The organism is Bacillus sp. RC51 (assembly GCF_044908115.1).
In the GTDB taxonomy this organism is placed as follows: Bacteria; Bacillota; Bacilli; order Bacillales; family Bacillaceae_G; genus Bacillus_A; species Bacillus_A mycoides.
The window spans coordinates 85,744-110,348 of the sequence record NZ_JBIYCW010000017.1; the positions used below are offsets into that span (position 1 = coordinate 85,744).

The 24,605-nt window shown below is 35.0% G+C and carries 22 protein-coding genes, 3 pseudogenes and 2 riboswitches; of the genes and pseudogenes, 20 read left to right on the top strand and 5 right to left on the bottom strand.

From position 1 onward, the window contains the following. Positions 1 to 152 precede the first annotated feature (152 nt). From ABH959_RS25415 to ABH959_RS25460, 10 genes are all read left to right on the top strand, one after another. Complete coding sequence (locus ABH959_RS25415) at positions 153 to 1,277, top strand: helix-turn-helix domain-containing protein (RefSeq protein WP_219303147.1); 1,125 nt, start codon at positions 153 to 155, stop codon at positions 1,275 to 1,277. 16 nt (positions 1,278 to 1,293) lie between these two features. Beyond that, entirely contained in the window at positions 1,294 to 2,319 is a 1,026-nt protein-coding gene (locus tag ABH959_RS25420) for an alpha/beta hydrolase family protein (protein WP_113935917.1), read from the top strand. A 186-nt stretch (positions 2,320 to 2,505) separates the two neighbouring features. After that, a riboswitch (purine riboswitch) is annotated at positions 2,506 to 2,609 on the top strand. Positions 2,610 to 2,786: 177 nt separating this feature from the next. Continuing rightward, entirely contained in the window at positions 2,787 to 3,668 is an 882-nt protein-coding gene (locus ABH959_RS25425; protein WP_113935916.1) for a 5'-methylthioadenosine/S-adenosylhomocysteine nucleosidase, read from the top strand. Between the two features lie 423 nt (positions 3,669 to 4,091). Next, on the top strand, positions 4,092 to 4,577 hold the full coding sequence (gene rraA, locus ABH959_RS25430; RefSeq protein WP_113935915.1) for a ribonuclease E activity regulator RraA: 486 nt from the start codon (positions 4,092 to 4,094) through the stop codon (positions 4,575 to 4,577). A gap of 506 nt (positions 4,578 to 5,083) precedes the next feature. Beyond that, on the top strand, positions 5,084 to 6,904 hold the full coding sequence (locus ABH959_RS25435; RefSeq protein WP_404493339.1) for a DUF4430 domain-containing protein: 1,821 nt from the start codon (positions 5,084 to 5,086) through the stop codon (positions 6,902 to 6,904). 55 nt (positions 6,905 to 6,959) lie between these two features. After that, complete coding sequence (locus tag ABH959_RS25440) at positions 6,960 to 7,772, top strand: DUF4430 domain-containing protein (protein WP_113935913.1); 813 nt, start codon at positions 6,960 to 6,962, stop codon at positions 7,770 to 7,772. Positions 7,773 to 7,795: 23 nt separating this feature from the next. Next, positions 7,796 to 8,674: an energy-coupling factor transporter transmembrane component T gene (locus tag ABH959_RS25445; protein WP_113935912.1), complete on the top strand. Its 879-nt coding sequence runs from the start codon at positions 7,796 to 7,798 to the stop codon at positions 8,672 to 8,674. Further along, positions 8,647 to 10,308, top strand: a complete 1,662-nt coding sequence (locus ABH959_RS25450; protein WP_113935911.1) for an ABC transporter ATP-binding protein — start codon at positions 8,647 to 8,649, stop codon at positions 10,306 to 10,308. The genes ABH959_RS25445 and ABH959_RS25450 overlap by 28 nt, the downstream gene beginning before the upstream one ends. Continuing rightward, entirely contained in the window at positions 10,281 to 10,982 is a 702-nt protein-coding gene (locus ABH959_RS25455) for an ECF transporter S component (RefSeq protein WP_002084445.1), read from the top strand. Before ABH959_RS25450 ends, ABH959_RS25455 begins: the two co-directional genes overlap by 28 nt. A 184-nt stretch (positions 10,983 to 11,166) precedes the next feature. Beyond that, positions 11,167 to 11,889, top strand: coding sequence for a YwiC-like family protein (locus tag ABH959_RS25460; RefSeq protein ID WP_404493340.1), 723 nt, complete (start codon positions 11,167 to 11,169; stop codon positions 11,887 to 11,889). Positions 11,890 to 11,919: 30 nt separating this feature from the next. On the opposite strand, the gene ABH959_RS25465 is transcribed toward ABH959_RS25460, so the two are convergent. Next, entirely contained in the window at positions 11,920 to 12,111 is a 192-nt protein-coding gene (locus ABH959_RS25465; RefSeq protein ID WP_002084448.1) for a hypothetical protein, read from the bottom strand. Positions 12,112 to 12,232: 121 nt separating this feature from the next. Further along, positions 12,233 to 12,331: riboswitch (SAM riboswitch) on the top strand. Between the two features lie 38 nt (positions 12,332 to 12,369). Here ABH959_RS25465 and ABH959_RS25470 point away from each other — a divergent pair. The 4 genes from ABH959_RS25470 (at position 12,370) to ABH959_RS25485 (ending at position 14,290) form a co-directional block, all read left to right on the top strand. Beyond that, positions 12,370 to 12,690 carry a hypothetical protein gene (locus ABH959_RS25470; protein ID WP_235661777.1) on the top strand — a complete coding sequence of 107 codons (321 nt, stop codon included), beginning with the start codon at positions 12,370 to 12,372 and terminating at the stop codon, positions 12,688 to 12,690. 262 nt (positions 12,691 to 12,952) lie between these two features. Continuing rightward, complete coding sequence (locus ABH959_RS25475; protein ID WP_002165383.1) at positions 12,953 to 13,342, top strand: SWIM zinc finger family protein; 390 nt, start codon at positions 12,953 to 12,955, stop codon at positions 13,340 to 13,342. A 22-nt stretch (positions 13,343 to 13,364) separates the two neighbouring features. After that, the gene (locus ABH959_RS25480; protein ID WP_113935909.1) at positions 13,365 to 13,940 is read left to right on the top strand and encodes an NAD(P)H-dependent oxidoreductase; all 576 of its coding nucleotides are present in this window, start codon (positions 13,365 to 13,367) and stop codon (positions 13,938 to 13,940) included. Further along, positions 13,937 to 14,290 (top strand): group-specific protein, encoded by a 354-nt coding sequence (locus ABH959_RS25485; RefSeq protein ID WP_113935908.1) that lies wholly within the window; start codon positions 13,937 to 13,939, stop codon positions 14,288 to 14,290. The genes ABH959_RS25480 and ABH959_RS25485 overlap by 4 nt, the downstream gene beginning before the upstream one ends. Positions 14,291 to 14,330: 40 nt before the next feature. Here ABH959_RS25485 and ABH959_RS25490 read toward each other — a convergent pair whose 3' ends face one another. After that, positions 14,331 to 15,677 (bottom strand): short-chain fatty acid transporter, encoded by a 1,347-nt coding sequence (locus ABH959_RS25490; RefSeq protein ID WP_404493341.1) that lies wholly within the window; start codon positions 15,675 to 15,677, stop codon positions 14,331 to 14,333. 512 nt (positions 15,678 to 16,189) lie between these two features. On the opposite strand from ABH959_RS25490, the gene ABH959_RS25495 reads away from it, so the two are divergent. Beyond that, positions 16,190 to 16,960 (top strand): putative protein N(5)-glutamine methyltransferase, encoded by a 771-nt coding sequence (locus ABH959_RS25495; protein WP_113936100.1) that lies wholly within the window; start codon positions 16,190 to 16,192, stop codon positions 16,958 to 16,960. 83 nt (positions 16,961 to 17,043) lie between these two features. Then, entirely contained in the window at positions 17,044 to 17,505 is a 462-nt protein-coding gene (locus tag ABH959_RS25500) for a hypothetical protein (RefSeq protein ID WP_404493342.1), read from the top strand. A 112-nt stretch (positions 17,506 to 17,617) separates the two neighbouring features. Here the strand turns inward: ABH959_RS25500 and ABH959_RS25505 are convergent, their stop codons facing one another. Both ABH959_RS25505 and ABH959_RS25510 read right to left on the bottom strand, forming a co-directional pair. Beyond that, positions 17,618 to 17,965: a VOC family protein gene (locus tag ABH959_RS25505; protein ID WP_000589586.1), complete on the bottom strand. Its 348-nt coding sequence runs from the start codon at positions 17,963 to 17,965 to the stop codon at positions 17,618 to 17,620. Between the two features lie 44 nt (positions 17,966 to 18,009). Continuing rightward, the gene (locus ABH959_RS25510; RefSeq protein ID WP_113936099.1) at positions 18,010 to 18,939 is read right to left on the bottom strand and encodes a phosphotransferase; all 930 of its coding nucleotides are present in this window, start codon (positions 18,937 to 18,939) and stop codon (positions 18,010 to 18,012) included. A gap of 743 nt (positions 18,940 to 19,682) precedes the next feature. Here ABH959_RS25510 and ABH959_RS25515 point away from each other — a divergent pair. Together ABH959_RS25515 and ABH959_RS25520 are read left to right on the top strand one after the other, a co-directional pair. Further along, positions 19,683 to 21,323: a M20/M25/M40 family metallo-hydrolase gene (locus ABH959_RS25515; RefSeq protein WP_113935905.1), complete on the top strand. Its 1,641-nt coding sequence runs from the start codon at positions 19,683 to 19,685 to the stop codon at positions 21,321 to 21,323. Between the two features lie 403 nt (positions 21,324 to 21,726). Then, positions 21,727 to 22,395: a protein kinase family protein gene (locus ABH959_RS25520; protein WP_113935904.1), complete on the top strand. Its 669-nt coding sequence runs from the start codon at positions 21,727 to 21,729 to the stop codon at positions 22,393 to 22,395. 752 nt (positions 22,396 to 23,147) lie between these two features. Here ABH959_RS25520 and ABH959_RS25525 read toward each other — a convergent pair. Then, positions 23,148 to 23,603: pseudogene (locus tag ABH959_RS25525) on the bottom strand (GNAT family N-acetyltransferase); the annotation flags it as partial. A 225-nt stretch (positions 23,604 to 23,828) separates the two neighbouring features. Between ABH959_RS25525 and ABH959_RS25530 the strand changes: the two are divergent. Both ABH959_RS25530 and ABH959_RS25535 read left to right on the top strand, forming a co-directional pair. Then, positions 23,829 to 24,117: pseudogene (locus tag ABH959_RS25530) on the top strand (uridine kinase); the annotation flags it as partial. A 230-nt stretch (positions 24,118 to 24,347) separates the two neighbouring features. Continuing rightward, positions 24,348 to 24,605, top strand: a pseudogene (locus ABH959_RS25535) (WD40/YVTN/BNR-like repeat-containing protein); the annotation flags it as partial.

Here is a 24,605-nt window from a genome sequence, read left to right on the forward strand (position 1 = left end):
TTTAATATCTATGACCTAAATATAATAAAATTTGGAGCTTCTTTTATTTTAGAGAGATGTTTCCTAACAGTTGATTTTGTTAACGAAAGTCGACTCTAAATCCATATTCTGTATAGAATATAGTACATATAATAAAAGTATGAGGTGATACAGTGAGAGAGATTCATATTCATAAAATCATTGCGGATAAGAGAAAAGAAAAGGGAATTACACAGGAAGAGTTAGCGGCGTATATCGGTATTACGAAGGCATCTGTTTCCAAATGGGAGACGGGGCAGAGTTATCCGGATATTACATTTTTACCACTGTTAGCATCGTACTTTAACATAAGTATAGATGAATTAATCTGTTATACACCACAAATGGAACAGGAAGATATTAAAAATTTATATCATAGACTAGCGGAAGCTTTTAGTGAAGAACCGTTTGATGAAGTAATGATGGAGTGCAGAGAAATGATTAAAAAATATTATTCTTGTTTTCCATTATTACTTCAAATGGGGCTACTTTTTATTAACCACCATATGTTAACAGAGGATACGGATAAAAGAACTGAAATTTTAGAAGAGGCAATGTATCTCTTTAGCCGAGTGCAGGAAGAAAGTGAAGATGTTTCTCTTGTGAAAGAGGCGGTATCGTTTCAAGCAACTTGCTATCTTATACTCAATAGACCAAATGAGGTGCTTCAATTACTTGGTGAAACGATACGTCCGAACTTTCCAGAGGAAGATCTAATCGCGAAGGCGTATCAAATGCTTGGAAATACTGAGAAGGCGAATGAAATGATGCAAATTAGTATGTATCAACATTTAATACAACTCGTTGCGACAATACCGAATTATGTAGTAGTAAATGCCTCAAACGCTGAAAAGGTAGAGGTAATTTTAAATAGAGCTTTCATGTTAATAGACATGTATGAAATAGAAAAACTACATCCTAATATGACTTTAAAAGTATACTATGCTGCTGCACAAGTATATTGCATGCAAGAAAATTTTGAAGGTTCATTAGAAATGCTACGGAAATATGCAGCTGTTTGTACGGATAGCTTCACAGTAAATAGTCTGCATTTACACGGCGATTCATATTTTGATGCGATTGATGGATGGTTTGCAGAATTTCCGCTTGGCGCTAAAACGGTTAGAAATGAGGATATTATAAAGCGAAGCATGCTACAAGGTATTGCAGAGAACCCAATTTTCGCATCGATGAAAGATGTAAGAGAGTACAAAAATATAATAGCGAGTTTGAAGTTTAAATTGGATATAAAAGAATAGAGGGAGGATAAATATAATGACTTTTGATGAATATGAAGTATCGATAAATAGTGAATTTACTTTGTGCGGTACGATTACAAAGCCAAAAGCTGACGGGAAGTATGCAGCGGCTATCATTATCGCTGGATCTGGAGAAGTTGATCGTGATGGAACGATAGTACCACTGAATATGAAAGGGAATATGTATAAAGACTTGGCACATCTGATTACAAACCTCGGAGTAGTTACATTACGTTTTGATAAACGTGGTGTTGGAGCAAGTAGGGGTGAATTTATGAAAGCTGGGATGTGGGATTTAGTATCCGATATAGAAGCTGTTATTGCGTATTTGAAAGAGCAACCATTTGTTGATCCGGAAAATATCATTTTAGCTGGTCATAGTGAAGGGTGTATGTTAGCGACTGTAGTAAACGCAAGAACGCCAGTTAATGGACTCATACTTCTTACAGGAGCTGCGGAATCGCTAGAAGAAGCTACTAAAAGACAAAGAGAGATTATTTATAAAGAGTTAAAAGAGCAAAAAGGAATAAAAGGAAAATTAATGCGTCTTCTCAATATTGAGAAACGGGGAGAAAAGCAGGCGCAAAAAGTAACAGAGAAAATGATAAACTCCAAAAAAGATATTGTTAAAATTGGTTTTAAGCCAATGAATGCAAAATGGCTTAGAGAGCATTTTCAGCATGACATTTATAAAGATTTAATGAAAGTAAAATGTCCACTACTAGCAATTGCTGGTGATAAAGACTTTCAGACAGATCCTGAAAAAGCGAAGCGAATTGGTGATTATGTTAAAGGTGATTCCGAAGTACATGTAATAAAAAATATGGATCATACGTTAAAATATTTTGAAGGTGATTTTAAAGCGTTAGAATTTAAAAAGATTTATGCGGAAGGTGCAGATAAGCCGCTTCATCCGAAGCTGGAAGAAATTATTGTGAATTGGATGGATGCGAATTTTACTTCGCAATATGCGGGCAGTAAGACTCGCAGCTCAATATTAGGCGAAGGTGAGGAAGTTGGAAGGGAGAGTAATTGTCCGTAAAAGATCGGTGGTTGTAGGTTAATCTAGTTTAGCATAGGGATTATAAGTTTTTTATCGTCGTTTCCCATTTAAGAATGATAAACCCTAACTATTTAAGTTGTAAAAACGAACATTTTTATTCTTTTTATCAAAAATGTTCACTTTTAGATTGCGTATAAACTAAAAGTTTGTTATATTACCAATATAATAATTTTAAATAACATCACTCGTATATACTCGGTAATATGGTCCGAGCGTTTCTACCTAGTTCCCAATGAAAGAACTGGACTACGGGTTAAAGTATTCGGTCGTGTGGTGTAGTGAGCCGCTACCGTTCTATAATTTAGCAATGGCCTCATCTTTTGCTTAATTAACTTTGACTACCGTAGTTCTAGAAAGTAGAGATTTTTCTACAATTTCTAGAGCTTTTTTCTTTGGACCAAAACCTCGAGTATAGAAAACAACAAGAGAAAGAGGAGAGATTATTTATGAAGAAAAATCTGTTGAAAAAATATGGTGCCCTAGCAACTACTATCGCATTATCATTCTCAATACTTGCAGGATGTAATGCTAGTTCAAAACAAGTAGCTGAGGCAAAAAGCACTCAAAACCCTATCTTAATTCAAGGCCCAATGCCAATAGAAGCTGAAAAATTTGCAAAAAGGTTAAAAAATGTGAAAGAAGAAAAATCTGGGAGTTTCGTATTTTATAAAGGAACTGTAGACAATTATCCTGTAATCGTTGCGAAAACAGGTAAAGGAATGGAAAATACAGCAGCCGCTACAGCAGTGGCTATTGAAAAATATAAGCCTATAGCAATTATTAACCAAGGAACATCAGGTGGACATGATCCTAATTTAAACGTATTTGATATTGTTTTAGGAAAACAAGTCGCGAATATAGGGTCATTAAAAACAACAAATATGGATGAGAACCAAGGGATTGAACCGGCAAAATGGATATCTATGGACTTAATGGCTTCTGAAGGAAGTGCAGGAGAAGATCCAAATGCTGAGAAAATCCGATACTATGAGGGAGATAAGGATTTACTTGCAGCAGCTAATGCAGTGAAAGATAAATATACAAAAGGTAAAGTGGTGGAAGGTACTATAGGTTCAGCAGACGTTTGGAATAATGAAGTTGATAGAATTAAGTGGTTCCATACAAAATACGGTACATCTGTAGAAGAAATGGAAGGCGCTGCCGCAGCGCAAATCGCAAAAGCTTATGACGTACCATTCTTAGGAATTCGAGTATTATCTAACAATAAAACAAACGGCGGAAAATACAACCCGAATACAGCAGCGGCAAATCAAGAATATGTATATGAAGTAGTTAAAAAGTATATAGATTCGATGCCGAATAAATAAAGTGAAACTATAATCAGTGGGGGTTTTGTTCATCCCCCACTGATTATTAGCCTTCACCAATCGGGCGTTTACGGGCAATTGATCTCCCACCTAACTTCTTTGCTCCAGACGAATTTTGAGGTGGGAGTCTTACTGCCCGTTAATGCGGGGTAAAGGTAGTTCAATTCTTAACATAAACGTCAAATAACTCAAAAATATACGACAAAAGTTGTATATCTTTGATTACTTGACGTTTCTTTCATTTTTCGTAGTGCTAGTCTATTTACTGGAGTGATTAGACCTGTTTAATAAAGCAATTTGATCTTCTTATCTCTCATTCTCATATAACTTTCACCGCACATACAAATTGTTGCAATATTAGACAGGGAAACGAAAAAAATCCAAGAATATGTAATGTAAAAGGAAAAGAAAAGAGGGAAAGAGATGTGGAAAACTACGGATCTATGTGATGAATTTGAAAAGGAATTACAAATATGTCGCCAGTCTTTTCGGTCTTTCGGGAAGAAAAAACAATTCTATGGGAAAATCGCAACGGTAAAAGTGAAGGATGATAATGTACTAGTAAAAGAGGGGTTACAAACACTACCGGAAGGTACAGTATTAGTTGTTGATGGCGGAGCTTCTAAAAATTGTGCGTTACTCGGTGATAATTTGGCAGCTATTGCGGAAGAGAGAAACTTAGCAGGAATTATTGTAAATGGGTATGTTCGTGATTCTAGTGAATTAAAAAATATTAATATTGGTATTGTAGCGTTAGGGACAATGCCAAATAGAAGTGTAAAAGAAGGAAAAGGAGAGCAAAATATTTCATTGCAATTTGGTGAAGTTGAATGGAAACCGAATGAATATGTTTATGTAGATGAAGATGGAATTATTGTTAGTGATAAAAGCTTACATAGTGAGGGATGACTTCTATTAATGGAAGGCTATTAAGCTATTATTCTTAGAAAATAAATCCGATAAAGCATGGACAAAATTCTTTGTCAATAGTAAAATAATACAGAATTTAAAAATTACAGAATGTATAGGTTTATCGATTTACGATAAAGTGAAACTTTAATCAGTGGGGATTTTGTTCATCCCCACTGATTATTAGCCTTCACCAATCGGGCATTTACGGGCAGTTGATCCCCACCTAACTTCTTTGCTTTCGCTGAATTTGAGGTGGGGGTCTTACTGCTCGGCGAATAGCGGGATAACTTGAAAAGGGAGTAAATTTTGCCTAGAAAAGTGAATGTTATCACAATGGTGCGTTCATAAACGAAATTATTTTTCCTATACAAATATAGCCGCGAATAATGTGGGTAGGAGGTGTTGTACATTTTTGTTCGACACTTACAAAAAGAGAGTGTCAACCGCATACCCTTAAAGGGTCTTTTTTTGTGTGAATGTTAGTAAAGGGAGGGAATTTTGGGATGGCAATGTTAAAGAAATGGCTGCTTACATCATTAATGGCAGTGGCACTTGTATTTGTTTCTTTTGCGAATACAGTACATATTGCGTTTGCTGAAGGAAAGACAGCGAAACTTGCAATTATTGGTGAATCACAAAAAGGAATTATGTTATGTCCGAAAGAAGTTTCCATTGAAGATGGAGAAACAGCTTTTAGTTTGCTACAAAAAGTTATGGGTGACAAAGTAACATCTGAAAGTATGTCATTTGGAACGTATATAAAGGGCATCGATGGATTAATGGCCGGAGCAACGAGCGGTTGGTTGTATGATGTAAATGATAAATCTGCAGAAGTTGGTGCGGATAGTTATAAATTAGAGTCTGGGGATGTTGTTGCATTTCGTTACGTTGCAGACTGGAGCAATATGAGTCAACAAACGTTGCAACAAACGTTAGATAAATTTGGCACTTGTAAAACTGTAGAAGAGCCAAAACCAGAAGAACCGAAAACAGAAAAACCAGATGGTAAACCAGAGGAACCGAAAACAGAAAAGCCAGATGGTAAACCAGAAGAACCGAAAACAGAAAAGCCAGATGGTAAGCCAGAAGAACCGAAAACAGAAAAGCCAGATGGTAAGCCAGAAGAACCGAAAACAGAAAAACCAGATGGTAAACCAGAAGATAAAGTAACAGAACAACCAAAGCAAGAGAAAGTCGAAATTCCAGCAGCACAATTAAACGAAGCGATTTCTAAAACATCAGAAAAGATGTTACAAGATGGAATTGGTAGTGATTGGGTTGCGATTGGACTTGCTCGTTCAGGTGTAAATGTTCCGCTTGAAACGAAAATAAACTATGTTAAGCCAGTAGCTGAAAAGGTTAAGAAGCGTTTAAATCGTTTTTCAGCAACAGATTTAGCTAGAACGATTATTATGATGAATGCAATGAATGTTGATCCTACAAAGGTAGAGGGACAAAATTTAGTGCAAAATTTATTTGAATCAGATAAAGTGAATTCCGTTACAGGATACGCATTTACATTACTTGCATTAGATACAAAGAAATATGAGATTCCGGCCGAAGCAAAATGGAATCGAGCTGCTTTAGTACAAGCACTTTTACAAGCGCAGCATACAGACGGTGGCTGGACATATGATAGTTCAAGTAGTAAAGAAAGTGCTAGTAACGTTGATGTAACAAGTATGGTATTAGCAGCATTAGCTCCTTATCAAGATCAAGCAGATGTAAAGCCAGCTATTCAAAAAGCTGTTGATTATTTATACAAGCAGCAGCTAGGTAATGGTGGTTTTGCCGCTGATGGACAAGAGAATTCTAATAGTACTGCACAAGCAATTATTGGACTATCGCTAGTTAAAGATGTAGATCACGATCGTCTTAATAAAGCAGTACAAAATTTAATGTCATACCAGCTTCCAAATGGTGAGTTCAAATGGTTACCAAGTGATCAAAAAGGTAGCGGAATGGCTACAGAGCAAGCATTTTTAGCGTTACTTCAGTTTAAAGATCTTGGGAAATCGATTTATGATTGGTCAAATGTAGTAGAAAATGAAATTGATACGAAACCAATTGTAGAGCCAGAGACAACTGTAGAAGAAAAAGAAGTTGTAGAACAGCCGAAACAACAAGAAGAGTTACAAAAACAACCAAAAGATGAAAATCTAAAAGTTGTTGTAGATAACGAACGAGTTAATAAAGAAACAAACAAGAATAAGAATCAATTACCACAAACAGGAGCATCTTCTCATAGTGCAGCAACACAAGTAGGTATGGGTGTATTATGTATCGCTTCTGCATATGTATTATGGAGACGTAAAGCAGCTTAACAAAAATTAGGAGCAATCATTTGCTCCTAATTTTATTATGAAAGGTGAGGACAGCATGAGTAAGATGAAATGGTTCATTTCTTTAGTTCTTTCATTGGGATTATTAGCCGGATGTGAAGAAACGGCTGTAAAACCTGAGAAGAAGGCAGAACCGAAGCAAGAAGAGCAAAAAGAAGTAGCGAAGCAAGAAGAACAAAAAGATGTACCGAGACTGGAAGAGAAGCAAGCTGAACCGGAACAAAAGCCACAAGAAGAGCAGAAAGATAAACAAGAACAAAAAGTAGAAGAGAAACCGAAAGAAGAAAAAGCGCAGGAACAGCCTGAAGTAAAGAAAGAAGAGGAACCAAAGGAACAGCCTGCTGCAAATAAACAACCGGAACAAAAAGTACAAGAAGAGAAACCTCAGCCGCCGAAAGCGCCAGAAGTAAAAGAAGAAGCAAAGGTTGTTAATCAGCCAAAAGAAACACCAAAGCAGGAGCAAAAGAAAAATCCAGAAGAGAACAATAATCTACCAGCTCCGCCACCACCGGTACCACCACCAGATGTAGTACCAGTGCCAGTACCTAAAGCAAAACAAGTTACTATCTCCGTAAAAGGAAATGAAGGGTACTTATTAGGTGCGAAAAAGGTTGATGTACAAGAAGGCGACACAGTTTACAGTGTGCTCACGGGCACAGGATTAGATGTTGATGCGAGTGGTTCTAAAGGTGATATTTATGTAAAAGGTATTAATGATTTATACGAGAAAGATATTACTGCTACTAGTGGCTGGAAATATCGTGTGAACGGTGCTTTTCCAAACTATAGTGCTGGTGTAGTTAAAGTAAAACCAGGCGATACAATCGAGTGGGTGTTTGTATTAAAATAGGAAAGGATCTTCGGTAAAGGACTATGAAAATAAGCTTTTCTTCTTTACATCCTTTTGTTAATTTTTTCTATTATATTGGGGTGATGATACTATGTATGATGTGTCTTCATCCTCTTTTTTTAATTGGAGCGATTATACTAATAGTAATCTTAAATATAGTACAGGGAAATGGTGAGAAAATCAGAAAGATGCTACCTAGTACTATCGTATTCTTTTTGATGGTTATTTTATTTAATTCTTTATTAACACATAGAGGAGCGACTACGTTATTTTATTTAGGAGATAGCCGGATTAAGCTTGAGGCTTGTATGTATGGACTTGTTATGGGATTATTATTAGTTGCAATTATGTTTACATTTGCTTCTTATAACGATATTATTTCGAGTCATAAATTTTTATATTTGTTTTCAAGAATTTCACCGAAAGTTGCATTGCTAACGATGATTACAGTGCGATTTGTTCCTTTGTTTATTAGGCGGTTAAAGAAAATTACACTCGTCCAAAAAACGAAAGGTGTACAATTAGATTCAGGTTCACTCATTGAGCGTATAAAAAATGGAATGAAATTACTGCAAGTGTTATTAGTTTGTTCGTTAGAAGATGCACTACAAACAGCGGATTCTATGCAAGCTCGTGGATTTGGTGTAACGAAACGTACGACTTATATTCGGTATAGAATGGAAAGACGCGATTGGTACACGCTAAGTTATTTAAGTATTCTATTTATAGCCTCATTCATATTTAGTTATTATGGCGGAGGGAAATTGATCATTTATCCGAAAGTGGAATCAATACTATTCCAGCAATATGATGGAATGATGTTTTTCCTATTTATGATGTTTATTAGTTTACCGATTGTAATGGAAGGAAGGGAATGGATATGGTGGCGCATGCAGAAATAAAAAATTTATCATTTATATATGCTGATGAAAATGAAGAAGCGTTACAGCATATTTCTCTTTCTGTTCAAAAAGGAGAATTTATAGTACTTGCTGGTGGTTCAGGTTCTGGGAAGACAACTTTATTAAAACATTTTAAAAAGGAGTTACTTCCAATTGGCACGCGTTCTGGACATACATATTATGATGGTGCTTTATTAGAAGAAGTACCAAATTTATTATCTGCCCAAGAAATTGGTATGGTGTTTCAAAACCCAGAAAATCAGCTCGTAATGGATACGGTTATTCAAGAATTAGCATTCTCTTTAGAAAATATTGGGTTACCATCACATATTATTCAAAAAAGAATAGCGGAACTCATTAGCTTTTTAGGATTTCAAGATTTGTTACATCAATCTGTTCATACTTTATCTGGTGGTCAAAAACAACTAGTAAATTTAGCAGCAGTATTAGTCATGCAGCCGAAGCTACTATTACTGGATGAACCGACAGCGCAGCTAGATCCGATTGCTGCAAAAGAGTTTTTAGGATTATTAAAACGTATTAATGAAGAACTTGGAATTACGATTATTTTAAGTGAACATCGTTTAGATGAAGTTATACCGCTCGCAACACGCGTTGTTTGTATGGATAATGGCAGAATCATTTATGATGGTACTTCTAAAAGTGTGATAGCGAACATGTGGGAAGTAGAAAAGTTTCGTCCATTCATTCCGCAAATTCCAAGATTGTTTTTAGAGTGGAATGTGAAAGAGATTCCATTTACAGTGCGAGAGGCACAAATGAAAATGAATGATTTTTCAGCGATATCATATAGGAATGGGCAAGTAGAACAATGGGAAAAGCAAGAAGTAATTTTAAGTGCAGAACATATATCTTTTCAATATGAAAAAAGTAGTCCACTTATTTTACGCGATTTAACAGTGAACATCGAAAAGGGAAAATGGACAGCTCTAGTTGGGAAAAACGGAACCGGGAAGTCTACGCTGTTAACGATTTTAGCAGGATTACAAAAAGCTAGAAGAGGTAAGGTAAAGTGGAATGGAAAAATGATACATAAAATTGATTCGAAAGAACGATTTAAAAGTATAGGGTACGTATCACAACACCCGTATTATCATTTTACATTTGGTACAGTGTGGGAAGAAGTGTATGAACGTGCAAGTGAATTATACGGAGAACAAGGAAAAGAAATAGCAGAAAATATGCTAAAACAGTTTTGGTTATATTCGCTTAAAGAACGTCATCCGCATGATTGTAGCGGCGGGGAACAACAACTACTTGCATTATGTACAACGTTATTATCAAAGCCAACTTTATTATTACTGGATGAGCCGACAAAGGGATTAGATCCATGGAAAAAGGAAAGAGTAGGAGAGCTATTTAAACAGTTGCAAAAAGAAGGTACAACAATTGTAATGGCAACGCATGATATTGAGTTTGCAGCGAAATACGTTGATCAGTGCATGATGTTATTTGACGGGAAAGTCATTATGAATGATGCACCGAAAGAGTTCTTTAGTGGTAACTTCTTTTATACAACATCTATTAATCGATTCATCCGTAGAGAGTTGCCATTTGCATTAACGTGGGAGGATGTGTACGAAGCGTGTCCAAACGATATGTTGCATTCATAATATTTATTTTTGCTGTTGTAATATGTACACTACTCTTTACGACTTTTATTATGGACGGGTATTACATGGTAAGTAGTTTGTTTTTATTAGCTGTCATTATGTTACCTTTCTATGTTCGTTTTGAAAGGAAGGCGTTTGTTTCACGTGAAATTGTTATCGTTGCTGTGTTAGCGGCGATTGCAGCGGTTAGCCGGGTACCATTTTCTATTTTACCAAGTGTACAACCGACTTCTTTTGTCATTATCGTTTCTGCAATTGTTTTTGGAAGTGAAACTGGCTTTATGATTGGGGCAACGGCTGCCATTGTATCTAATATTTTTTTAGGACAAGGTCCGTGGACTCCGTGGCAAATGTTCTCTTGGGGTATGATCGGGTTTATAGCTGGACTATTACGTAATACATTTTTAATGAAAAAACTGTGGGGAAGACTGTTGTACGGATTTGCCGTTGGATTTCTATTTGGCTGGATTATGAATTTTTGGGGTCTGCTTGGTTTTATACAGGAAGCAACGTGGGAAACAGTTATTGCTTACTATGTCGCAAGTTTTTCTTTCGATCTTAGTCATGCGATATCGAATGTTATTTTCCTTCTGCTATTTAGTACGTCATGGATTACGATCCTCACAAGATTTAAAAAGAAATACGGTATATTAGATGAGCATAAGGTGACATAGAAAAGCATACTCATATAAGGTAGGGTCGCGACTTACATATTCGTTTGCCTCTTTCATGCTTCTTACATATTGTAAGAAGCATTTTTTATTGTCAAAAAATAGATTCAATATATATCCGTTATTATATGAAATTATTTGTATAATAGTAGGTGAGAATTATTTTCAAGAGGGAGGTGTATAGTTAATGAAGTTAGTTATTCCGAAGCAACATGGAGCATGGGCGATGCTTGTCATACCATTTCTATTAAGTGTATTACTTGGTAAACCTACTTTTTATCATATCCCACTGTTTTTAGCCTGGTTTTTTATCTATCTAGCCACTTATCCATTTCTCATGTACATAAGGCAAAGACGAAAAAAAGAATTTCTACACGCTGCAATTGTTTATTTTATCATTGCATTTGTATTTGGGATGATTTCTTTATTATATGAATGGCGAATTCTTTTATTCGCAGTATTAATGATTCCATTGTTTATTGTAAATATGCATTACGCTCGTCGGAAAGATGAACGAGCATTACTAAATGATGTTTGTGCGATTATAGTGTTTTGTATAGGTGGTTTAATCAGTTATTATTTCTCCATGAAATTCATAGATAAAACAGCATTATTCATTGCGCTTATTTCATTTCTATATTTTTTAGGAAGTACGGTTTATGTGAAAACGATGATTCGTGAAAAAAACAATCCGAAGTATCGTTTTATATCTTGGGGATACCATATTGTATTAACGGTAATTGTATTTGCTATAAATCCATGGTGTTCACTCATATTTGTACCAAGTGTAATTCGGGCCATTATGTTGTATGGCAAAAAGATTTCTATATTAAAAGTAGGGATTTTAGAAATTGTTAATTCTGTATATTTTTTAATAATAACGGTAATAATGATGAAGTATGCCATTTGAAAAAACTTCCCATCTTTTGATGGGAAGTTTTCATTCTTGTTCTAAAATGTGAACGGTATAATCACATCTTTGTAATGCTTGCTCTACAGCGTAAAGGGATTGTTCAATACGTGCGCGATTAAAATCTTCTTCAACAGTCTGTAATGCATCTTCTAAACAATGTTTCGCTTCTTGTAAGGAATGAAAAGAATCTTGTACGTATCCACGAGCATTCTTTTTCAAAGTAGTAGCCTCCTTTTGTACATCTTTTTGTAGTATGAACAATAAATAAGAAAATATAATTTTTTATATTTATTTGACAATTATAATAAAATTACGTATAGTTAAATTTAAAGTGAATATTTTCTTATCCAGAGAGGTGGAGGGACTGGCCCGATGAAACCCAGCAACCGCGATGCAGGTGCTAATTCCAGCAGAACATATTTGTTCTGGGAGATAAGACGAAGATATACGTAACTTCTTCTTATCGGAGAGGTTTTTTTGTTGCAAAAAAACCGATTACGAAAATTTATAATAAGAAGAAAGGGGTTGCGAAGTACTGTGACACTCGAAAAATACGTAAAACTGCGTAGTACAGTTTATGAATATATGATAGAGCAAGATAAGCCAATATCATTGTTAGATATTCAAGAACATATCGTTTCGCATCATGAAGGAAAATTCACTAAAAAAATGTTACATCAATTTTATTTATCAAGACTATTAGATGAACTCAAACTGGATGGGAAAATTACTTTAGCTGATGATGAATATCGCTATGCTGAAAAAGGGGTATTTTATAAAGCGGGAAAAGGGAGCTAGGCTCTCTTTTTTTCTTGAAATAACGAAGTATGTAGCGTAAAAGACTGCTAAAGCAGCCTGATACAAGGGAATGGTGTTGAGTGTGTAGTGTCAAAGATTGAATGTGCCTGAAAGAGGCACTTCATATCGGCTGCAAATGAAAAGAGACACCTTCGCCGAATAGGTGTCAGTCGTTTGTCACGTAGACTCGCTACTTGACAGTTATTAGAATAACATGCAGGATTTTGGAAGTCAAAAGGGAATTAAAGGAAGAGGTGTTGTTATGTACGCATATTTATTAAAAGAACTACATAGGTATATTCCGAAATATATTGTTGATAGAGGTTATGAATATTATGAAGAGGGACATGTAGAAGATGTTGAAGTACATGATAATAAAGTATTTGCTTTTGTGACTGGTAATGCAGGAAATTATGAAGTGGTTATTGATCTTGAAGATTTTGCAGAAAGTAGTTGCGAGTGTCCGTACGAAAATTATTGTAAACATATGGCGGCAGTTGTGTATGAAATTCAAGGTGCTGGTGAGAGTACGGTTAAAGAGAAACTGAACGGTTTAGAAAAAGAAGAGTTACTAACAGTATTAAATCGTTTGTTACAAAGTTCGAAAAATGTGCAAATTGTAGAGAAGATGTTAAAGAAGGGGAAACTTTAACTAAAGAGGGAGTTGTTTTGTAGTGAACGTACTAATTATATACGCTCATCCTAATCCTTCAAGCTTTAATTGGGCAATTTTAGAGCATGTGCAAAAAGGATTACAAGAAACAAATCATTCGCTTACGGTACTTGATTTATATAAGGAACAATTTGATCCAGTCCTTGTATTTAATGAAGAGAAGAAAAGACGTGATTTAGTAAATGAAGAAGAAACAGCTCGGTACAGAACGTTAGTGGAAGAAGCGGATACGCTTCTCTTTATATATCCGATATGGTGGTGGGGGATGCCTGCTATTTTAAAAGGATTTATCGATCGTATTTTTGTAGCTGGATTTGCTTATAAATATGAGGGGGCATTACCGACAGGCTTATTTAAAGGTAAGAAGGCGTGGGTTATTAATACGTTAGACTCACCGTTATGGTACGTAGCACTACTATATCGATCAGCGGATTGGATTATGATGAAAAGAGGGGTTTTACGTTTTTGTGGTATTCGCGATATAAAACGTTCTACTTTTCAATCTGTGAAAACGAGTAAACTAGAGAAGCGTGAAAAGTGGCTATTACAAATAGAAGAAAAGGCTCGTACATTATGAATGAAATCGATCGTATTATAAAGTGTTGCAATTGTGATGACGAACTTTTTCGTACGTATATTAATTGTTTAGTCCAATTAAAGAAGTGTAGTGAAACGTTAAAACAAATTCAGATACAATTAAGAAATGATTATTTAATAAGAGGGATTTGTGAAAGAGAAGTTGATGAGGTGATAAGGGGAAGTAAAGAATATGAAACATATTTTCTTCCTAAAGTATTGCAGTGGAATTTCCTTAAGAACAATCCTCATATGATTGAAAAAGTATGTGAAGATTTGTTTACATATGAAGCATTAAATCATGCAGAGGTAGAGTGGAGGAAGGTAATAAGCTGTATAGATAACGAATGATTTATTATATAAAAAAGCTAGTATAAAACTAGCTTTTCGTTTAAATAAATAAGAAACATAGACTAATGATAAATCCTGCATATAGTAAGTTAACAACACAAAATCCCATAATATCACGAGCGCCTAAACCAGCTATCGCTAATGCCGGTAATGCCCAGAAAGGTTGAATTAAATTTGTCCAAGCATCGCCCCATGCAATTGCCATCGCTGTTTTCGCGGCAGGTACACCAAGTTCAGCGCCAGCTGGAATCATAATTGGTGCTTGCACTGCCCATTGACCGCCTCCAGATGGAACGAAAATATTTACAATGCCAGCACTTAAAAATGTAAAGAGCGGGAATGTGGTTTCATTTGAAATACTAATAAAGAAAGTAGAAATAGCTCCTCCAAGCGAAAGCCCTTCACTATTTACTCCAATCATCATCCCCATAATTCCAGCATAGAACGGAAACTGAAGTAAAATGCCTGAAGCACTCTTAGTTGAGTCAGAGAAAGCGCGAATATATTGAATCGGAGTACGGTGGAAAATAAGACCCGCAATCAATAACATGAAAATAACGATATCAAGTGTAAGGTTAAAGCCTTTCGTATAAAAGTAGTTGAAAATATAAATAAGACCTAATAATCCAATACAAAGTGTAATAATTATGCTATTTTCCATTTTTTCAGCGAACGTATTTTGCGCCACTTCTTGAGCGGCAGCCTCTTCATGGAACACGATAGGGTCTACAGTAATTGTATGCTTTTCATCTGGATGCATTGCTCGGTTAATAAGAGGCGTCGTAACGAGAAAGATAATAACCGGAACGAGAGCGTATGGCGAGAATAACGTTTCTGTTATTGGAATCGCTTCGTTAATACTCCCAGCGGTCGTTTTGATTAACGTTTCGCCGCCTGTTGCTAACGTAAGAGGGATAGAAGCAGAAAGACCGGCATGCCAAATGAGAAATCCAGAGTAGGAAGAAGCAATTGCTAACCTATAATCTAATCCTTCTAACTGTCTGGCCACTTCTTTTGCATATAAAACCGATACAACAATACCAAATCCCCAGTTTATGTATGCTCCTAGTAAACTTACGATTGAAATAGCAATAATACCTTGTCCATTTGTTTTCGGTAATTTCGCTGCTCTCGTTAATCCTTTTTTAATAAGAGGAGCGTTTGCTAATGCAGATCCTGTCACGAGTACAAGAGCCATTTGCATAGAAAAGGCGAGAAGCCCCCAAATTCCATTGCCCCAATGCGTAATCATTTCGACCGGTGTTTGGTGCGTTGCAAACATGCCGAAGAAGATAACGAAAACAGTTAATAAACATGATAAAATAAACGGTTCTGGTAAGAAACGCTGCACAAGGGCAACACATCCATTTGTAAATGAACGAAACAAAATAGCTCAACCTCCTTATGTTATGTATGTTTATTACAATATTCGAGGTTGTTTAGGTGATAACCTTTAATGTATAGAAAATTCAGATATCTAAGGTGGTTGTCATAATGTCTAGGTAGATTGATAGTCTATGTTGAAATGTTATTTCATTTTGAACTGAAATATTTCAAAGAGGGGTAGTATCTATGCAAATCAACTTAAGCAAAGCAAATAGCCCAAAACGTTAAAAATATAGTTTGTATATATAAATCGAAATAGTGTAAAAATATGTGTTTTCGTTTATATCTCTGTTAATTAGATTTGACGAAAACAGAAATTGAAAAGAATGCTCTATATACAAGGGAAAGAGATGGTCATAGACGAATATGTCCATCAAATGGCAGTTTATGTAAGAATCAGATTATTGAAAAAGGATATTAGCTATTTTTAACGAACTCTGAATTACAAACAAACTTTATCAAAAGTGGTGAGATAATATAGAGAATAAAACAAATTTATTTTTGGATATGAAAATGGAAAAATATATAGTTAGCAAGCTTCGAAGTGCCGGTTGTGTTTTTGCAGAAGATGAGACCCGGTTACTTATGTCAGAGGCACTAACTCCAGAGGACCTTATGAAAATGGTAGAAATGCGAGTCAACGGTTTACCTCTGGAATACGTTGTTGGATACACGGAGTTTTGTGGTCTACGAATAGAAGTGGATCGAGGCGTTTTTGTACCGCGTAAACGTACCGAGTTCCTTGTTCATCAAACAGAGGCTCTGTCACGTTCTAGCGATATCATTGTTGACCTATGTTGTGGATCAGGTGCGGTGGGCGCAGCACTGGCAGCAGCTTTGGGACGAGTTGAATTGTATTCTGTTGACATTGACCCTATCGCAGTACAATGCGCTAGCCGCAATGTAACGAATTTTGGCGGTCATGCTTTTGAAGGTGACTTGTATAAAGCTCTACCAGACTCACTTAAGGGCCATGTAAATATCCTAGTTGCGAACGTACCTTACGTTCCTACTGAAATAATAAAGTTTCTCCCCCGGGAGGCACGCCTATATGAACCAAATGTAACGCTTGACGGAGGAGAAGATGGTCTTAACATTCTGCGAAGAGTAGCAGAAGAAGCTTTACTCTGGTTAGCTTTGGATGGACATCTTTTGATAGAGACGAGCGAAGTTCAGGCACCCCAGGCCTTTGAAATCTTTGCTGGTGCTGGGCTTAGCACAAAAGTCGCTAGAAACAAGGAACTGGACGCTACTGTCATTATCGGTTCTAATTCTAGCTTTTAGAGTATTACTAGTGTTACGTACGTTTCAAATGTTATGACAATCCAAAGAGAATATAGTGTTTACTGATAGGTGGTAATAGATCAATGAAAAAAGAATGTGGAATAATCATATTGGTTTTGTTTTTTATTTTGAGTGCTTGTTCTAGTAAAAATAATACTACTTTTAAACAAGCAGATATTGAAAAGGGAATAGTGTATGAATTACTTTCTAAAAATACAAATACGAACACTGAAATATCTTATAAAATAAAAATGACTAATAATACCGATTATATTATTGTACAAAATAATGTTATGTTTTCATTTCCTAAATCACCTACTGTTTCTGGCCAAACAACAAATCCATTTAGAGTGTTAGCTAAAGGTAATAAGTTAAATATTAAACCTGGGGATAGTATTGTTTTAGAAGTATCATTTTCTCCTGATTTTTATTCTGAATTTAAGAATACAGAAGTATCTAAAGCAAATCTGTATATAACTGGTTATATCGATAAATTAGCTGATGAAAATCATTTTGATTTTATTAAAAGTATTAATTTAGAGTGAAAAAGTGCACCTCCGATTGTTAGACTGTGTCTAATAAACGGAGATGCACTTTTTTTATTTACCTTATTGAACTAAAGCATCTGTTAGCTTAATAGCAAATGATTACAACCGGCTATTTCTCCCAAAGCTCGATCAATCGCCCTTCAGGATCTTTAATCCAAATAAACTTTCCAAATTCACTAATCTCTTCTTTCTTTTCAAGAGGTACACCAATATGTTCAAGATGCTGAATAGTCTCGTTTAGATTATGTACTTGGAAATTTAACATCACTTGTTGTTCTGTTGGAAAATAACTGTCATTCTCAGTAAAGAAAGAAAAGATAGTCTCTGTTCCTAATTCGGGTTTAATCACAGTCCCATTCCAATTTTCTATTTCAATCTTCAACACTTCACTGTACCATTTTTTTATAACATCAAGATTTTTAGTTCTCCAAAATATTCCTCCGAAACCTTTTATCATTGTATTTAACTCCTGTCTGTCTTTAAATTTTTAATGACATAAGTTCAACCTTCAATAAAACGCAGTGCACAACGGGAATGGTAATCGGTTAGATCTTTTGCAAATTGTTGATTCGGAAATCCTCTGTGAAGCAATCTCAACCCGCCTGAAGTTAAGGATATATGATGATGGAATCGATAGAATAACATCCTGTTGGGGTCGAGAGTATCATTCTTTAAATATCGATAATAATCCCCAAATCGAAACTGCAAAAAACTGTGCTCATACTCAATATCAAAGAACTCGGCTCCTTCGATATCAATCAAATAAGGTTCTAGTTTGTCATTAATTAATACATGATCGGGGCCGAGTTCCCCATGTATAAATCCATAACGACTTCTTATTTCAATTTTTGATTCAAGCTCGTACAATGTATCGAGTAGATTGCTATGACTAGCCCTGATGCTGTCAATATGTTGGCATGCGTAATCTAAATCTCTTTTTGCATTCTTCATTTGCAAGTGATGACATTTTTCCGTGTTGATCCCACTTTGATTCACTTTCCCATGAGTAAGTCTCTCGTTGGCATGCATGTCTGCCAGCATATCTCCTATCCGCTGAAACACTTTATCTTTAACATATGAATCGGAATGTTGAAAATAAACTTCTGCCTTTTGTCCATTTACATATTCAACGAGAGCATAATCATAAGGATGACGGTTTCTTTCCTTATTCAGATCATATAGAAGGGGAGTTTGAATTCCTTGTTGAATTAAATACTTGTTATTTGATTCAAATAAATCACTACTATAGGAGTGCTCATGTATATCTCGGTTTGCTATTTCTTCTTGAAAATAATTCATGGTAAGATCCCAAACATACAGAACGCAGGAAAATCCATTGCTGCAATCAATCTTATAGACTACCTTTTGTGCACCGCCATGCATTTTCGTTACACTAGAAACCAAATAACTGGTACCAAAGACTTTTTGCATATACTCCTGCAAATCAGATTGATCAAGGTGACAAGTGCTTCTCAATGAATAACACCCCTTTTCTTAGGTTTTGCTGTCAATCAAACTATATAAAAAATCTAACCAAAAGTATAGAATGTTTATTTGTAATTTGTGATGTTAAATTGGGTCTGGAAAAATAGTCATATAAAAACCCGTTGGAGCTTCAATGTTTTTTTGATGAAATCATTCTTACTTCTCAAATACCTCGCCACACAAAAACTTAAAATGTATTACAATGAATGAATCTATACGATTTTCAATCCTTCTTCTTTTCGCTAACTTTACCATTATTTTTAATTGAGTATTACTGCCCCGTCAGTTTAAGTAAAAAACCTTCATAATCTCAATGATATATTCAAACTCGAATAATCTAATTTCCTGAAAACGTTCCTCAACAATCTGGCCCTTTAGTGGAGTAACTTTATTGCTACTCAGCAGTTTCTTAATCCGCCTTTCAGTTCAGATCTTCTTTTCACTATAAAAACATCTCTTTAGATAAACAGATCCAAAGGGGCAAAACATCGCGCTTTTAAATAAAAACAGTGATTTTATTTAAAAGCGATATTAAAAATATTCTTCAAATCCTGGAAGCATATTTTTGCCGCAAACAAAAAGAACCATAAGCTTGCCAAACGGCAAAATTATAATTTTGATAGCTGTCGTCATTTTTTATTCATATATTGGAAATGAATTTCATAATGCGGAAAAATAGGGGGATTTATATGTCAAAGTGGCAATCTAAAGAACAATTGGTTCAATTATTAAGCAATCTTGTTGAAATTCCTAGTATTACAGGTTCAGAAGCTGAAGTTATATTGCCAGACTTTGTTGTAGAACAACTATCTGACTTACAGTATTTCAAACAAAATCCGCATCATTTGCAAAAAAATCTGACGGGGGATGGACGATATTTTGTTACAGCTCTAGTAAAGAAAAGTGATAGTACAAAAAATACTGTAATTCTTGTTAGTCACTTTGATGTTGTAGATGTACAAGATTACGGAGTGTGGAAAGAAGATGCATTTAACCCTAAAAAATTAACATCTATGTTTTATTCTCATAAAGATGAGCTACCAGATCATGTACGTGAAGATATTGAACAAGGAGATTGGCTCTTTGGTAGAGGAACGATGGACATGAAATGTGGTCTAGCCTTACAAATGGCGATGGTTGAGCAAGCTTGTGAAGGAAGATTTGATGGGAATGTTCTTTTATTGGCTGTTCCAGATGAAGAAGTGAACTCTGTAGGGATGAGAGCCGCTGTTCCAAGATTATTAGACTTAGCAAAAGAACATGACTTAGAGTATAAAACGGTCCTAAATTCAGAGCCTATGTTTTCAAGGCATCCTGGTGACCAAAATAAGTATATTTATACTGGTTCTATTGGTAAGGTGTTACCTGGTTTCCTTTGCTATGGAAAAGAGACACATGTAGGCGAACCTTTTGCAGGATTAAATGGGAGCTATATGGCTGCATTATTAACAGCTGAATTAGAGTTGAATACTGACCTTTGCGATATTGTAGATGGTGAAGCGAGTCCTCCACCAACTAACTTGCTTCAAAGAGACTTAAAGGAGGATTATTCTGTACAAATTCCTCATCGTGCAGTCACATTATTTAATTTGTTTTTACTAGAAAAAACGATGACAGATGTAGTTTCATTGTTACGCCAAAAAGTAACGAAAGTAGCAGAGAAAATTGAAGAATCGTATGAGGAGCGAGCGTATCATTTTTCTAAGCATAATCCGTTCATACCGCCTAATCTTAAAGTAAATGTATTAACGTATGAAGAGCTTATTGCTTATGCAATTGAACAACATGGAAGAGAAAAAATAGATGAAATTCAATCCGATATTATAAAAAATAGAGAAGATAAAGATGATCGTGCAGTAACTATTGATTTAGTAGACAAATTAGCTATCTTATGTAAAGAAAAGGCTCCAATGATTGTACTTTTCTTTGCGCCGCCATACTATCCAGCTGTGAGTTCACGCAACAATCCTTTAATTAAAGAGGTAGTTGTAGAAATGGAAAAGTATGCCCACTATAATCATAGCATTACATTTGAAAACCAAAATTATTTTGGAGGAATTTCAGATTTAAGCTATGTGGGCTTACAAAACCCATTGGATTCAATGAGTTCTCTCGTAGACAATATGCCATTATGGGATAAAGGTTATTCGATTCCACTAGAGGAATTAGAAGAGTTTGACGTTCCAGTATTAAATATGGGACCAGTAGGAAAAGATGCACATCAATGGACGGAGCGTCTGGACGTAAATTACGCATTTGAAACGTTATTAGATATGTTACCTATATGTATTGAAAAACTACTTGTTTCTAATAAAGTTACACAGTCATAGTGTTTGCATAAGAGCGAGAAAAGGACCGTAGTGATACGGTCTTTTTTTCGTAATGAATAGTTTGAAACCTTAGATTTATGAAATTGTGATGTAAGAATTCTCCTTAAAATAGATTCGCAATAAACTATTTAGAGAGAGTAGATATGGCTTGTACACTTTTTGTAACGGTATTTGCTGAGTTTTTGTATAATATAATCATGTGAAGTTAACATAACTTATTGTATCAATAATATATATTTGCGTAGAATATCCATTTTAAGGTTTTGAAGTACCCCCCTAAATGAAAATTTTATTTCGCTAAAGTTAGTTACTTAGTGAAGTCTGCTCATTTTTTTCGTATTAGGAAAGAAGGTACTTTTTAACTTGGTGGGTATGGGGTAGTACCCCTTGTAGCAAAACCGGAGTGGAAATGATGAGTATAAATAGTTTTGTGAGATTGATAAAGGACGAATTATTAAAAGAGGTAAGCATAAGAAGTGAGGATGAATTCGAGCCTATAGTAGTTAAAGATATTCCTAGACTTTGGAAGTGTTTAGGGACAGGTAATTATGCCGCAGTATTTATGCACAAAGAATACAAAGATTGGGTAGTGAAAGTTTACGCGCGAGAAGGAGAAGGAATTGAAAAAGAGTCAGAAGTATACCGAAGAATCGGAAATCATCCTTCTTATTCGAAGCTTATGTATAAAGGAGAGAATTTCATAGTATTGAAACGTTTAAAAGAGATTACCTTATACGATGCTATTCATAAGGGGATTAAAATTCCTAAGCAGGTAATCCTTGATATCAATGAAGCTATAGAGTATGCAAGGGAGCAAGGATTAACTCCTTGTGATGTTCACGGAAAAAATGTGATGATGGAAAACGGAAGGGGATATGTAGTCGATGTATCTGATTTCTTAAAAACAAAAGAAGATAGTAAGTGGAGAGACTTAGAAAAGGCATATTTCACCTTTTACTTGCCTTTCATTTATAAATTGCCTTTCCCTGTTAAAATACCGTATTTCATGTTAAACATTGTTAGACGTTCATATAGAAAATATAAGAAGCTTACAAAGAAATTCAAATTGTAAAAGAAGCACATACTTATCTTTAGGTTAGATAAGTACTAGTAAACAAAAGGACCGTACATATTTCTAATATGTACGGTCCTAATTTCATAACTTCATGAAGTAATTTATTTATAAAATGATTGTAACATTTGTATATAATACTGATGTTATTAATATGAGAAGTAAATCTTCTTGTTTTAATAGAATATACCAGTTCAGTACATTTCATTTTAAACATATTGATGTACTATAGTTCTAAACAAATCATAATAACGGATTAGAAGGGGAATAAACTGTGTAAACATACTCAATTGAGTATTAAACTTTTAATCTAATTTATCTTTGCATAGATGCAGGTATCAGTTAGTTTTTTACTGTCAGCTGAAAGATCTTCATTACTTGACACTCCCACCCCTAAAGGGGCCAGCTGACTAACGTCAGTGGGATTCTTGCTACCAAAGGCGAAGTCCATTTCTGGTATCGCTGACGTGCAAGATTGCGGTGTGCCATCACCACTCCCACAACAGACCATATAGGTTCGTGGGCTACGGTACTGTGACCATACCGTACAGATTGTTCGTTCTCAAATGTTTTTACGTCTTTTGCATGACGACTTAATACATTTTACGGAGTAGAAGAATTGGCTACCCCAACCTCATATGTATTCTATTTTCAGAGAACAGTCGTTTTAGAGTCTTTTGCATGACTATGAATAAAGTATACCATGTTTTACTATGCAAAAACGATGCTTTCATCCCACGTCTAAAGACGGACTAAAGTCCTGCGTGGGCTTTCCCGTATCGTAAATTCTGTAATATCCCTTCAAGCTCAAAACCTAGTTTTTCAGGGATCGTACGACTTTTAGTGTTAGTAGATTCACATCTTATTTCAATCCTTCTAAATTTGAGTAACTGAAATCCAAGGTTTGTTAACTCACTTACTACCTCTGTCATATATCCCTTGCCACTAAATTGCGTGTTAATCCAGTATCCAATTTCACATTTAGAAATCTTCCAATTAATTCCGTGAAGGCTAGCAGTTCCAATAAAATCATTAGTATCCTTATGATAGATAAGATAGCGAAAGCTTTCTCTTTTTAAAAAATCTATATGGGCATTTCTCAGGATAATTTCCGTTTCTTCAACAGTAGGGATTGACTGGAATAAAAGCAACCATTGTTTTAACTCATTAATTGAATCCTTAATAGCTTGGTGTACGACATTCCCGTCACAGCATCACTATAAATTATTATAGAACCGTGCGAAACTCCTAGTCTTTCTTCATTAAGAACTTGATAGCAATACAGTAAAGCTTATCTCCCATAAAGGGACCTCCTAAAAATTAGTAAACAATAAATGTATATTCAATTAATTACTTGGAAATCCCTTTTCACATATTGAAAACTAAACTGCCAGTTGGTACAAAAATGGCTACCGAAGCAGCCTTAGGTTATTCAACTAATGATTGTAGAAGGAATGAGTGTCGCATTTTATTAATCCCGATTTATTTGATTTAAAAATTTACTTCTATGCAGATGGTGAAACAGAATTAATGAGAAGGTCTAGCCGCGATATTGCTGAAAGGAGAGCCGATATCAATTATTTAAGGCGGTCTCATGCAGAACGTCGGATTCAGTACGAAGTGTTTATGCATCCATACAGTCAATGTTTTGATATTATTATCAAAAATTCCGATGAAGCAATATGTCTAGAAAAAAATACATTTGAGTTTTATAGAGTTTAAATGCAAATACTCTATTTGTTATGTTTATTATGAGGGTTCATTTTCATTATTTGGCTCCCAAATGAAGCAATTTTAGTATTCACTCAAAAATCCATTGTCTATGAAACAACTAGATTTTTAAACGGCTTTAATAGACAGATGTCTATTGTATTTTTGGCGGCAAGATTAAATAGCTTTTTTGTTACTTTACAATAAAGTATACTTAATATCAGTAATTCATGTAATTAGGAGTGATTTCTATATTTAGGGAAAATGCAAAAAGGTTACTTCTGTCATTAGTAACAAATCCAATACTAATAATTGTATACGGCATTTTTTGTTATGAGTTAGCCTTATACTGTAAGTACGGAAGGATGAATTATAATATTTATATTTTGTTATTATGTATAGTACTTTTTATATCCATGACTACATTTACTACAATGCGGGTGATAAAAAATAGAGAATATGAATCTAAAAAATTAACTAATTCAATAGCATGGAGATCC